The 13,741-nt window shown below is 64.6% G+C and carries 4 protein-coding genes; 3 read left to right on the top strand and 1 reads right to left on the bottom strand.

Translation table 11 applies throughout. The features are described from left to right. Positions 1 to 26 precede the first annotated feature (26 nt). Complete coding sequence (locus tag AC3IT6_RS20350) at positions 27 to 1,850, bottom strand: glycoside hydrolase family 15 protein (protein WP_489352311.1); 1,824 nt, start codon at positions 1,848 to 1,850, stop codon at positions 27 to 29. Between the two features lie 271 nt (positions 1,851 to 2,121). Between AC3IT6_RS20350 and AC3IT6_RS20345 the strand changes: the two genes are divergently transcribed. The 3 genes from AC3IT6_RS20345 (at position 2,122) to AC3IT6_RS20335 (ending at position 13,722) form a co-directional block, all read left to right on the top strand. Then, a complete protein-coding gene (locus AC3IT6_RS20345) occupies positions 2,122 to 3,294 on the top strand; it encodes an MFS transporter (protein ID WP_489352309.1) in 1,173 nt (390 codons plus the stop codon). Between the two features lie 171 nt (positions 3,295 to 3,465). After that, the gene (locus tag AC3IT6_RS20340) at positions 3,466 to 4,200 is read left to right on the top strand and encodes a thioesterase II family protein (protein ID WP_489352307.1); all 735 of its coding nucleotides are present in this window, start codon (positions 3,466 to 3,468) and stop codon (positions 4,198 to 4,200) included. A gap of 273 nt (positions 4,201 to 4,473) precedes the next feature. After that, positions 4,474 to 13,722, top strand: a complete 9,249-nt coding sequence (locus AC3IT6_RS20335; protein ID WP_489352305.1) for an amino acid adenylation domain-containing protein — start codon at positions 4,474 to 4,476, stop codon at positions 13,720 to 13,722. Positions 13,723 to 13,741: the final 19 nt, after the last annotated feature.

The raw sequence follows: 13,741 nt of genomic DNA, 5'->3' as shown, positions 1-13,741 counted from the left end.
TGAGTTCGAATATTGTTTACCTGTATTCACGGCTGCCAAATAACCTTCTCCCCACTCAACCTCCGATCCAGAAAGCACGCCGCACTGATCAACGCCAGATGCGTCAATGCCTGCGGCGTGTTGCCCATGTGCCGCCCATGGCTGTCGAACTCTTCGGCATACAACCCCAGCGGGTTGGCGTACCTGAGCAGTTGTTCGAATTCCAGGTGGGCCTTGTCGAGTTGGCCGGCGCGGGCCAGGCATTCGACGTACCAGAACGAGCAGGCGGCGAAGGCGCCTTCGCTGCCGGGCAGGCCGTCGATCTGGCTGTCGTCGTTGCGGTAGCGGTAGATCATGCCGTCGCGCACCAGGCTCTTTTCGATGGCTCGCAGGGTCGCCAGCCAGCGCGGGTCGCGGGCGCTGACGAAACGCACCAGTGGCATCAGCAGCATCGAACCGTCCAGGCCGGTGCCGCCGATGTGCTGGACGAAATGTCCGCGTTCCTCGCACCAGAAGTTCTCCCAGATGTCGGCGTAGATCGCCTGGCGGGTCTGGTCCCAACGCGCGAAGGGTGCCGGCAGCGAGCGTTTTGAAGCGAGGCGGATGGCGCGGTCCAAGGCGACCCAGCACATCAGCCGTGAATGCAGGAAATGGTATTGCGCGCCGCGCATCTCCCAGATCCCGACATCCTTTTGCTCCCAGGTTTCGCAAACCTGATCGATCACCTCCACCGTGTGTTTCCAGCCTTCATGGGAGATGGCTTCGCCGTATTTGTTGACCAGGTAAATCGCGTCCATCAACTCGCCAAAGATATCGAGCTGGACCTGTTCGTAGGCCTGATTGCCGATGCGCACCGGTTGTGCGCCAGCATGACCGGACAGGTGTGTCAGCTCGATCTCCGGCAATTCCTGGCGACCGTCGATGGCATACAGGATATTGAGTTTCATCGGCTTGCCCCGGCAGTCGCTGACCCGCCCGCGCAACCAGCGCATGTAGGCGTTGGCCTCTTCGACGAAGCCCAGGCGCATGAACGCATAGACGGTGAACGAGGCGTCGCGGGTCCAGGTGAAGCGATAGTCCCAGTTGCGTGCGCCACCCGGGCTTTCCGGCAGGCCGAAGGTGGCGGCGGCGAGAATGGCGCCGTGTTTGCGCGAGGTCAGCAGCTTCATCGCCAGGGCCGAGCGGTTGACCATTTCGCGCCAGCGGCCGCGGTAGTTGGACTGGCCGATCCAGTCGCGCCAGAACTTCAGGGTGCGCTCCAGGCACAGTTGCGCAGCGCCTTCCTTGAAGCGCGGATCGTCGAGGGCGCCGAGCAGGAACTGACCGGTCTGGTCTTGTTCGAGGGTGAACTCGGCGACCGCCACGTTGGCGTCGATGCGCAATGCCTGATCCGCAGAGAGCCGCAGAGTCGGTTGGCCGTCAGCCTCAAACACCACATCCTGTTTGTTCTGGCGTGCGCGAGTGTGGGCGCGGGCGTAGTCATGGCGCACGGCGCAGCACATGTGGAAGGTGGCGCGGCCGCTGACCACTCGGACCCGCCGCATCAGCAACGGCAAGTCATCCTCGGTGTCGCCGACGGGCAGCAGGTCGGTGACTTCGACCACGGCGCGATCACTGAGCCAGCGGGTCAGCAGTACATTGGTGTCGGGCAGGTAGATTTGTTCGCGGCGGGCGTCGGGCAAGTCCGGTGACAACTGGAAAATCCCCGCCTCGGGGGTGTCCAGCAGCGAGCAGAAGATCGACGGGCTGTCGAACTCCGGCCAGCAGAAAAAATCCACGCTGCCCTTGTCGTTGACCAGCGCCGCACTGCGCATGTCGCCGATGATGCCGTGGGCGTCGATGGGGCTTTGGCGTTCGGGGGGATCAACCATTGTCGCGAAACTCCGGGAACCTGAGGCCTAATCAGCTGACTGGTTTGGGTGGCCGAGAGTTCATTTGGCGGGGTGGTTGTGGTGGTTTAGCTGGCCCCTTCGCGAGCAAGCCCGCTCCCACATTGGACGGCGTACACAAATCAACTGTGGGAGCGGCGGTGCGGCGATCCGACTTGCTCGCGAAGGGGCCTTCACATTCAACCAACAATTCCACGCTTCCCCCACAATCAGCCGTTATGGCAACGTGCAGTCCCCTGATGAGACCCGTCCCATGGCAAACCCCTATCGCGAGTTGTTCAAAGCCCCCGGCAGTAGCGCATTCGTGCTGGCCGCAATGATCGCGCGCATGCCGATTTCCATGACCGGCATCGGCCTGATCACCATGCTTTCGCAGTTGCAGGGTGGCTACGCAATGGCCGGCGCGGTGGCGGCTACGTTCGCCCTGGCCACGGCCTTTTGTGCGCCGCAGGTTTCGCGGCTGGTGGATCGCTATGGCCAGGGGCGGATTCTGCCGGTGGCGGCGTTGCTGGGCGGTGGGGCACTGTTGCTGCTGTTGCTGTGCACGCGATTGCAGGCGCCGCACTGGATGCTGTTTTTCTTCGCCGCGCTGGCCGGTTGCATGCCGAGCATGTCGGCGATGGTCCGTGCGCGCTGGACCGAGGTGTATCGCGGCCGCCCCGAGTTGCAGACTGCCTACGCCCTGGAGTCGGTGCTGGACGAAGTCTGTTTCATCGTCGGGCCACCACTGTCGGTGGGGCTGTGCGTGGTGGCATTCCCCGAGGCCGGGCCGCTGGCGGCCTTGCTGGCGCTGGCCATCGGCGTCACCGCGTTCGTCTTGCAGCGCAGCACGGAACCGCCGGTGCATCCCCATGAAGAACACCATCAAGGCTCGATCATCCGCTCTCGCGACATTCAGCTGCTGATGCTGTTGATGGTGGCCATGGGCACCATCGTCGGCGTGGTGGACGTGGTCAGCGTCGCCTTCGCGCAACACCAGGGCCAACCGGCGGCGGCGAGCATCGTGCTGTCGGTGTATGCCATCGGCTCGTGCCTGGCCGGGTTGGCGTTCGGCGCATTGCGCTCGAAAGTGCCGCTGGCGCGCCTGTTCCTGTACGGCGGGGTAGCGACGGCGGTGACCACCTTGCCGTTGCTGCTGGCGACGAACATTTTCGGCTTGTCCCTGGCGGTGTTTGTCGCCGGCCTGTTTTTTGCCCCGACGCTGATTGTCGCCATGGCCCTGGTGGAGCAGATCGTACCGCCGGCCAAACTCACCGAAGGCCTGACCTGGCTGGTCACCGGCCTGAGCATCGGCGTGGCGATCGGCGCCGCCGGCTCCGGCTGGCTGGTGGACGCCTTCGGCGCACGCAGCGGGTTCTGGCTGGCGATTGCGGCGGGGGCGGTGGTGCTCGGTTCGGCGATCCCGAGTTATCGCCATCTGAAATGAAGATTTACCTGTGGGAGCGGGCTTGCTCGCGAAGGCGTCGTGTCAGTCGACATCAATGTTGCATGACACACCGCCTTCGCGAGCAAGCCCGCTCCCACAGGGTTATTCGTATGGCTAATTCTTTGGGCACCTCATCCGTTCTCCAAGCAGACAACTCTCGAGGAAAACCCGGTGACCCCGCTGACATTGCTGTGCCTGCCCTATTCGGGCGCGAGTGCCATGGTCTATAGCCGTTGGCGGCGCAAGCTGCCGCAGTGGCTCACGCTGCAACCGGTGGAACTGCCGGGGCGCGGCGCGCGGTACGGCGAGCCCTTGCACACCGACATGCGCCGCCTGGCGCTGCAATTGGCCCAGGAACAGAAAGCCACGCTCAAGGCGCCGTACGCGTTGTTCGGGCACAGCATGGGCGCGCTGCTGGCCTGCGAGATGGCCCACGCGTTTCGCTCGCTGGGTTGCCCGGAACCGGTAGCGCTGTTCGCCTCGGGCACCGCCGCGCCGACCCTGCGCGCCGACTACGACCGGGGCTTTGCCCAGCCCAAGACCGACGCCGAACTGATCGAGCAACTGCGCACCCTCAACGGCACCAGCGAAGAGATCCTGGCCAACGAAGAGTTGATGAGCCTGACCCTGCCGGTGCTGCGCGCGGACTTCCTGCTGTGCGGACGTTTCGAACCGGTGCAGCGGCCGTTGCTCAAGTGCCCGGTGCACGTGCTCGGCGGCAAGACCGATCGCGCCACCGCCGAACAGTTGATCGGCTGGAGCCAGGAAACCCGCGGCAGTTTTTCGGTGGACATGCTGGCGGGCGGGCACTTCTTCATCCATGAGCAGGAAGCGAAGGTGCTGCGGGTGATCAAGGATCAGCTTGAGGTGCATCATCGGCGGCTTTCCATGGCTGCCGTGAGTTAACACCACTCCCAAATTTCACCCGATCCCTGTGGGAGCGGGCTTGCTCGCGAAAGCGGTGTATCAGACGCTATGCATGTGACTGACCCACCGCCTTCGTCGGAGCGCCGCCCGGAGCAAGCCCGCTCCCACATTTTGAACTGCAACAACCGCGCTTTTTCGTGTTTTACCTCCCTCCTGATACTTGTTCCCATCCGCTAATTTTTCCCGCCTGCATTCGTTTTATAGGCACGACGCGCCTTTGCGCCTGCTGCCTACTGATGCGGATGCCGATAGATGAATGCTGAAGACTCCTTGAAACTTGCTCGCCGGTTTATCGGGTTGCCCCTGGAAAAGCGCCAGATGTTCCTTGCGGCCTTGCACAAGGAGGACGTGGATTTCGCCCGTTTCCCGATTCCGGCCGGCATCGAGGCCGAGGATCGCCAGGCGCTGTCGTACGCCCAGCAACGCATGTGGTTTCTCTGGCAACTGGACCCCCACAGCGGCGCGTACAACCTGCCGGGCGCGGTGCGGCTGACTGGTCGCCTGAACCTGTCGGCGCTGGAACAGGTATTCGCCAGCCTGGTGGCGCGGCATGAAACACTGCGCACGGTGTTCCAGCGTCAGGCCGATGACAGCTTGCAGCAAGTGCCGGCCGCTGCGCCGCTGGTCATCGAACAGGTGGATTTCAGCGCATTGCCTGCCAATGAGCGCGAAGGTGCAGTGGCTGAAACCGCCGAACAGCAATCAGTTCTGCCGTTCGATCTGTCGACCGGTCCGCTGCTGCGGATCACCTTGCTCAAGCTCGCCGAGCAGGAACATGTCCTGCTGCTGACCCTGCACCACATCGTCTCCGACGGCTGGTCGATGAACGTGCTGATCGACGAATTCATCCGCTGCTACGACGCCTTCGATGCGGGCGCACAACCGCAGTTGGCACCATTGCCGATCCAGTACAGCGACTACGCCCTGTGGCAGCGCCGCTGGCTGGAGGCGGGCGAGCAGGCGCGGCAACTGACGTACTGGCAGGCGCAATTGGGTGGCGAACACCCGGTGCTGGAATTGCCGCTGGATCATTCGCGCCCGGCGATGTCGAGTTATCGCGGTACTCGCTATGAATTCGCGGTCGAGGCGCAACTGGCCGAGCAACTGCGCAGCACCGCGCAGAAGCACAACATCACCCTGTTCATGCTGTTGCTCGGCGCCTTCAACGCGTTGCTGCATCGCTACACCGGGCAAACCGACATCCGCGTCGGCGTGCCCATCGCCAACCGCAACCGCGCGGAAATCGAAGGCTTGATCGGCTTCTTCGTCAACACCCAGGTGCTGCGCACGCAACTGGACGGCCAGACCCGGGTCGACGACCTGCTGCGCGCCATCAAGGAAACCGCCCTCGGCGCCCAGGCCCATCAGGACCTGCCGTTCGAGCGTCTGGTCGAAGCGCTGAAACTGGAACGCAGCCTCAGCCACACGCCGTTGTTCCAGGTGATGTACAACCACCAGCCGCAGGTGGCCGACATGGCTTCGGTCAGCACAGCGTCCGGCCTGGAACTGGACAGCATCGACTGGCAAAGCCGCACCACCCAGTTCGACCTGACCCTCGACACCTGGGAGAAGGGCGGCAAGCTGCACGCCGCGCTGACCTATGCCAACGACCTGTTCGAGGCCGATACCATTGCGCGCATGGCCGGGCACTGGACGCGCCTGTTGCAGGCGATTGTCGACGACTCGACGCAAAAAATCGGCGAGTTGCCGATGCTGACGGCGGATGAGCAGCGAGTGCTGGTGCAGGACTGGAACCGCACCGCCGAGGCCTATCCGGTCGAGCAGTGCATGCACCAGCTGATCCAGGCCCAGGCCCGACGCACCCCCGACGCGTCGGCGCTGGTGTTTGGCGATCGTCAGCTCAGCTACGGGCAACTCGATGCCCGCAGCAATCAACTGGCGCACTGCTTGCGCGAGCAGGGTGTCGGCCCGGATGTGCTGGTGGGGATCTGCGTCGAGCGTTCGCTGGAAATGGTCATCGGCCTGCTGGCGATTCACAAGGCCGGTGGTGCCTACGTACCGCTGGACCCGGAGTACCCGGCCGAACGCCTGGCCTACATGATCGAAGACAGCGCGATTGGTTTGTTGCTCAGCCAAAGCACTTTACTCGGCGCACTGCCCACCGAGGGCGTCAAGGTCATCGCCCTGGATCAGGAGCAAGACTGGCTAGACCGCTACAGTGAGTCTTGCCCGCAGGTTGAAGTGCATCCGCTGAACCTGGCTTACGTGATCTACACCTCCGGCTCCACCGGCAAGCCCAAAGGCGCCGGCAACAGTCACGCCGCGCTGGTCAACCGCTTGTGCTGGATGCAGCAGGCTTACGGGCTGGATGGCAGCGACTCGGTGTTGCAGAAAACCCCGTTCAGTTTTGACGTGTCGGTGTGGGAATTCTTCTGGCCGCTGATGACCGGCGCGCGCCTGGTGGTGGCGCCGCCGGGGGCGCACCGTGAACCGGCGCAGTTGATCCGCCTGATCGATGACCACGGCATCAGTACGCTGCACTTTGTGCCGTCGATGCTGCAGGCGTTCATCCACGAACCGGGTGTCGGGGCTTGCACCGCCCTCAAGCGCATCGTCTGCAGCGGTGAAGCCTTGCCGCTGGATGCCCAATTGCAGGTGTTCAAAAAGCTGCCGGGCGCCGGGTTGTACAACCTGTACGGCCCGACCGAGGCGGCCATCGACGTCACCCACTGGACCTGCATCGACGAAGGCGCCGACAGCGTGCCCATCGGCCGGCCCATCGCCAACCTGCGCACCCATGTGCTGGATGCGCAATTGCTCCCGGTTCCGGCCGGCGTGGCGGGGGAGTTGTACCTCGGTGGCGCCGGGCTGGCGCGCAGTTATCACCGGCGTCCGGCGCTCAGCGCCGAGCGTTTCGTGCCGTGCCCCTTCCATGACGGCGCGCGCTTGTACCGCACCGGCGACCGCGTTCGGCAGCGTGCCGACGGGGTGATCGAATACCTCGGGCGCCTCGACCATCAAGTCAAATTGCGCGGCCTGCGCATCGAGCTGGGGGAAATCGAAACCCGCCTGATGCAGCATAAGCTGGTGCGTGAGGCCGTGGTGCTGGTGCAGGGCGGCAAGCATCTGGTGGCGTATCTGGTGCTGGAAAATCCCGATGCCGACCCGCAGTGGCCGCAAACCCTCAAGGCCTGGTTGCTCGGCAGCCTGCCGGAATACATGGTGCCCACCTACCTGATGCCGCTGGACGCCTTGCCGGTGACCGCCAACGGCAAGCTCGACCGCAAGGCCTTGCCGCCACCCGACGCCGTGCCGCAACAGGCATTCGTCGCGCCGCAGGATGCGCTGCAGACCGCGCTGGCGCAGATCTGGCAGGACGTATTGGGCGCGGGCCCCGTGGGGCTTGAAGACAATTTCTTCGAACTTGGCGGCGACTCGATCATTTCCATCCAGGTGGTCAGCCGTGCCCGTCAGGCCGGCATTCGCCTCAGCCCGCGCGACCTGTTCCAGTACCAGACTGTGCGCAGCCTGGCGTTGGTCGCGGCGTTCGACAGCCACAGCAGCATCGATCAAGGCCCGGTCAGTGGCGAAGTGATCCTGACCCCGGCGCAGCATTACTTCTTCGAACAGGCCATCGCCCAGCGCCGGCACTGGAACCAGTCGCTGCTGCTGACGCCCCGGGAAGCGTTGAATCCTGAAGCGTTGGAGCGGGCGTTGGTTACCGTCATCAACCACCACGACGCCTTGCGCCTGCGCTTTATCGACGGCTCCGAAGACGGCCCCGAAGGCTGGCAGCAGCACCATGCAGCGCCAGTCGAGTCAGCTGGATTGTGGCAGCGTCGGGCATTTTCGAGCGAAGCCTTGACCGCCCTGTGCGATGAGGCGCAACGCAGCCTCGATCTGGCCGGCGGGCCGCTGCTGCGTGCCTTGCTGGTCAGCCTCGACGACGGCAGCCAGCGCCTGCTGCTGGTGGTCCATCACCTGGCGGTGGACGGGGTGTCGTGGCGGGTATTGCTCGAAGACTTGCAGCAGGCTTATCGGCAAGTGGCGCTGCCCGAGAAAACCAGCGCCTACCAGGCCTGGGCCGCGCAACTGCAACAGCATGCCGGCACCGTGCCTGGGCAAATGCCGTACTGGCAGGCGCAACTGGCGGATGCCCGGGACCTGCCGTGTGACAACCCCCAGGGCAGTTTGCAGCAGCGCCACGGGCAAAAGATCGAGTCGAAACTGGACGCCGAACTGACCCGCCTGTTGCTGCAACAGGCCCCGGCGGCCTATCGCACCCAGGTCAATGATCTGTTGCTCACGGCGCTGGCGCGGGTCATCTGCCGCTGGAGCGGGCAGGGCTCGACGCTGATCCAGCTGGAAGGCCACGGCCGCGAAGACCTGGGCGACGACCTCGACCTGAGCCGCACCGTCGGCTGGTTCACCAGCCTGTTTCCAGTGCGCCTGCAACCCGAGGCCGAGGTGGCAAACTCGATCAAGTCGATCAAGGAACAACTGCGCGCCATTCCCGGCAAAGGCCTGGGCTACGGCTTGCTGCGTTATCTCGGTGAACCGGCACAGCGTCAGGCCCTGCAAGACCTGCCGGCGCCTCGGATCACCTTCAACTACCTGGGGCAGTTCGACCGTCAGTTCGACGACGCCGCGCTGTTCGTCCCGGCCCCGGAAAGCGGCGGCCAGGCCCAGGGCGACGATGCGCCGCTGGCCAACTGGCTGACCGTGGAGGGCCAGGTGTATGGCGGGCAGCTCTCGCTGCAATGGGGCTTCAGCCGTGACCTGTTTGCCGAGTCCACAGTGCAACGACTGGCCGATGCCTACGCCGAAGAACTCAAGACGCTGATCGAACATTGCTGCTCGACCGTGGCAGGCCAGGTCACGCCGTCGGACTTCCCGCTGGCGCGCATCACCCAGGCACAACTCGATGCCTTGCCTGTTGCGGCGCCGGCCATCGAGGACGTTTACCCGCTGACGCCGATGCAGCAGGGCATGCTGTTCCACACCCTGTACGAACCCCAGGCCGAGGCCTACATCAATCAACTGCGCCTGGACATTCAGGGCCTGGAGCTGGCGGCATTCGGCCGGGCCTGGCAGGCGGCGATCAACCGGCATGACATCCTGCGCAGCAGCTTCCACTGGCTGGGGCTCGAGTGCGCGCATCAGGTGATTCATCGCCAGATCGACCTGCAACTGCAAGTGATCGAAGCGGCCGACGTCGACCTCGATGCACTGGCCGCCGAGGAGCGCAGCCGTGGCTTCGAACTCAGCGCCGCGCCGTTGTTCCGCCTGCTGCTGGTGCGTCGGGGCAGTGAAGACTGGCACCTGATCCATACCAGCCATCACATCCTCATGGACGGCTGGAGCAACGCCCAGTTGCTCGGCGAAGTGATCCAGCACTATGCCGGCCAGACGTTGGCCAGGCCGTTGGGGCAATACCGCGACTACCTGGGCTGGATTCAACAGCAGCCGCTGCTGGCCGCCGAGCAGTTCTGGAAACAGGCGCTGGCGCCGCTGGAAACGCCGACGCTGTTGGCGCAAGCCTTGCCTGCGCCCGCCGAGGGGCACGGCATGGGCGAACATCAATTGAGCCTTGAAAGCGCCGCACTAGAGCGCCTGAGCGATTTCGCCCGCCAGCGGAAAATCACCCTCAACACCTTGCTGCAAGGCGCCTGGGGCCTGCTGTTGCAGCGCTACACCGGCCAGTCCTGTGTGGCGTTCGGCGCAACGATAGCCGGACGCTCCGCGCCGTTGCCGGGCATCGAACAGCAGTTGGGGCTGTTCATCAACACTTTGCCGATCATCGCCGCGCCGCAGGCAGGGCAGTCGGTGGCCCGGTGGCTCAACGACCTGCAAGCCCTGAACCTGAGCCTGCGCGAGTTCGAACACGTGCCGCTGTACGATATTCAGGGCTGGGCCGGGCAACAGGGGGCGCTGTTCGACAGCCTGCTGGTGTTCGAGAACTTCCCGGTGGCCGAAGCCCTCAAGCAAGGAGCGCCGGCGGGCCTGACCTTCGGCGCGCTGCACAATCACGAAATCACCAGTTACCCGCTGACCCTGGGTATTGAAGTCGGCGCCACGTTGCGACTGGATTTCAGTTTCGACCGCACCCGGTTCAGCGCGGAGCAGATCAGCCAGTTGGGCGCCAGCCTGCTGTATGTGCTGGCGCAATTTGTTGCCCAGCCACAACAGGCGCTCGGTGCCGTCAGCCTGCTGGACGCTCAGACCCAAGCCCAGGTAATACGCGGCTCGCGTCCACCGGCACCACAACTGGACAGTCCGTTGCTGGCCCATCAGCGCTTCGAGCAACAAGCGGCCCGCACCCCCGATGCGTTGGCGGTGATGGTCGGTGACGAACGCCTGACGTACGCCCAACTCAACACCCAGGCCAACCAGCTCGCCCATCGCCTGCGCGCCCAGGGTGTGGCGCCGGGGCAGCGGGTGGGTCTGTCGGTGCGGCGCAATGCGCAGATGATCGTCAGCCTGATGGCGATCCTCAAGTCCAGCGCCGGTTATGTGCCGCTGGACCCGGACTACCCGGCCGAACGCCTGGCCTACATGATCGAAGACAGCGGCATGGACCTGCTGCTGGCGCAACCGGGCCTGCTGGCCGATGTAGCGTTGCCGCAAGGTTTGCCGCGCCTGGCGCTGGAGCCGGGGGCAGACGCCGGGTATTGCACCGACAACCTGGTCAACCTCGCCAGCGCCGAAGACCTCGCCTATCTGATCTACACCTCTGGCTCTACCGGACGGCCGAAAGGCGTGTGCCTGGCCCATGCCGCACTGCGCGAGTTTTGCGTGATCGCGGCGGACTATTCACAACTCACCGCGCAAGACCGCGTGCTGCAATTCGCCACGTTCAGCTTCGACGGCTTTGTCGAGCAGTGCTACCCGCCACTGTGCGTGGGCGCGGCGCTGGTGATGCGCGACGATGAACTGTGGGACACCGACACCCTCTATCGCCAGATCATCGAACAGGGCGTGACCCTGGCGGATTTGCCGGCGGCCTACTGGTTCCTGCTGGCTCAGGAGTGGGCCGCGCAACCGCAGCGGAACAAGGGGCGCTTGCGTCAGGTCCACGTCGGCGGTGAAGCCATGTCGCTGGAAGGCCTGAAGCTGTGGCACACCGCCGGTTTGGGCGATGTGCGCCTGCTCAACACCTACGGGCCGACCGAAGCCACGGTGGTGTCCAGCACCCATGAGTGCACGCTGGCCGATACCCGCAATCACCTTGGCGTGCCCATCGGCAAAGCGTTGCCGGGGCGTGCGCTGTATGTGCTGGACAGCGAAGGCCACCTGCTGCCGACCGGCTGCGTCGGTGAATTGTGCATCGGTGGCGACGCCGGCCTTGCCCAGCGTTATCACCAGCGACCGGGCTTGAGCGCCGAGCGCTTCATCGCCGATCCGTTTTCCAGCACACCGGGTGCGCGGCTGTACCGCAGCGGCGACCTGGCTCGCTATCGCGAGGACGGTGCGCTGGAGTACCTGGGGCGCATCGATCATCAGGTGAAAATCCGTGGTTTCCGGGTCGAACTTGGAGAACTCGAAGCGCATCTGCAAGGCTTGCCGATGATCAGCGAAGCCGCAGTGCTGGTGCACGAAGGCGTCGGCGGCAAGCAATTGATCGGCTATGTGGTGCCGGCCTCAGATGAATGGCTGGACGCTGATGCGCGTCAACTCACCGACACCGTACGCCGCGCCTTGGGCGAGCGCCTGCCGGACTACATGCTGCCGGCGCAACTGGTGTTGCTGGCCTCATTGCCGCTCAACCGCAACGGCAAACTCGATCGCGCCGCGTTGCCGGCCCCGCAGGTCTGGGAGGCCGAAGTCGGCAGCGCACCCCAAGGCGCACTGGAAATCGAACTGGCGCAGATCTGGCGGCAGGTGTTGCAGGTCACTCGCGTCGACCGGGAAAACAGCTTCTTCGAACTGGGCGGGCATTCGTTGCTGGCGACGCAAATCGTCTCGCAGATCCGCCAGCGCCTGGGCCTGTCGGTGAGTCTGCGCAGCCTGTTCGAACATCCGCGCCTCGAGGATTTCGCCGCTCAGGTGCAAACGCTGCAACACAGCTGTGAACGCCCGGCGCTGGTGGCGGACACCTCAGGCGAACGCCAGCCGTTGTCCTTTGCCCAGCAGCGCCTGTGGTTCCTGTGGAATCTGGAGCCGGACAGTTCGATGTACAACATGCCCGGTGCCTTGCGCCTGCGCGGCGAGTTGAACCTCGAAGCCCTGCGCCGAACTTTCGAAACCCTGGTGCAGCGTCACGCCGTATTGCGCACCACCTTTTACGAAGAAGACGGCCAGGCCTGGCAGCGGGTCCACGGGCAATTGCCGTTGAGCTTCGAGGCCAGCGACCTGCGGCATCGGCCGGCGCCGGACGTCGAAGCGCAGCAACTGGCCCGCGAGGAAATCGCCCGGCCATTCGACCTGCGCCACGGTCCGTTGCTGCGGGTGCGGGTGCTGCGGGTCGCGGATGACCAGCATGTGCTGTTGCTGACCGTGCATCACATCGTCGCCGATGACTGGTCGTTCCGCGTGCTGATCAATGAATTCGTCACGCTCTATCCAACCCTCAACCGTGGCCAGACCCCGCAACTGCCGGCGCACAGCGTGCAGTACGCCGACTTCGCCAAATGGCAGCGCCAGTGGCTGGAGCAGGGCGGCGAGTTGCAGCGCCAACTCGACTACTGGCAGCGGCGCCTTGCCGAGCCACAGGCGGTACTGGAGTTGCCCGCCGATGGTGACGGGCGCGCGGCGCAGGAAGGTGCCAGCGCCCATTTCACCTTCAGCGGCGAACTCAGCCAGCAGTTGCGCGACTTTGCCCAACAGTGCGATCTGTCGCTGTTCATGCTGCTTCTGGCCGGATTCACCCTGGTCCTGCGCCAGCGTACCGAGGTCAGTCGGGTGCGCATCGGCACCGATATCGCCAACCGAAATCAAGCCGAGCTTGAAGAAATGGTCGGCTTCTTCGTTAACCAATTAGTACTGCAAGTGGAGGTCGATGCCGAGCAGTCGGCGGCGCAGTTGCTGGAGGTTTGTCGCCGGGCGGTGCTGGAGGCTTCGGACCATCAGGACCTGCCGTTCGAGCGTCTGGTGGAAGCCTTGCGCCTGCCACGCCGGGCCGGCCGTTCGCCGCTGTTCGACATCAAGCTGATTTATCAGGAAGGCGTCGGTCGCCTGCCGTCGATGGAGGGCCTGCAGGTCGAGGACTTCCCGTCCGGGCGTCAGGCCGCCGAGATCGGCATGGTCGCCGCGTTCTACAACGATGCCGAGCACATCCACTTGAGTTTCGAAACGCCAGTGGGCCAGTACCTGCCGAGCACGCTGGAGTCCTTGTTCGAGCAGATCCGGGCGGTACTCGAAGCGCTGATACGCGCTGACGGGTTGCAGGTCGGCGAGTTGCTGGACCTGGCGGCCGATGTGCAGCGCCGTGCCGATGCGCGCTTGAACGAGCAACGCAAGGCCTTGCTCGGCGGCGCCATGGCGATCAAGCGTCGCTCGGCGAACCGTGGCGCGCCGGCAGCGCAATCCGCGGCGGACTGATTCAGTCGGCGGCGCCTCT

The sequence above is a fragment of the Pseudomonas sp. KH_017 genome, assembly GCF_057840285.1.
The sequence above is the reverse complement of the archived record's forward strand: the minus strand, read 5'-3'. Positions and strand labels throughout refer to the sequence as shown.

Coding starts and splice junctions, on each gene's coding strand:
- AC3IT6_RS20350 (WP_489352311.1), bottom strand. CDS start 1,850: ATGGTTGATCCCCCCGAACGCCAAAGCCCCATCGACGCCCACGGCATC.
- AC3IT6_RS20335 (WP_489352305.1), top strand. CDS start 4,474: ATGAATGCTGAAGACTCCTTGAAACTTGCTCGCCGGTTTATCGGGTTG.
- AC3IT6_RS20345 (WP_489352309.1), top strand. CDS start 2,122: ATGGCAAACCCCTATCGCGAGTTGTTCAAAGCCCCCGGCAGTAGCGCA.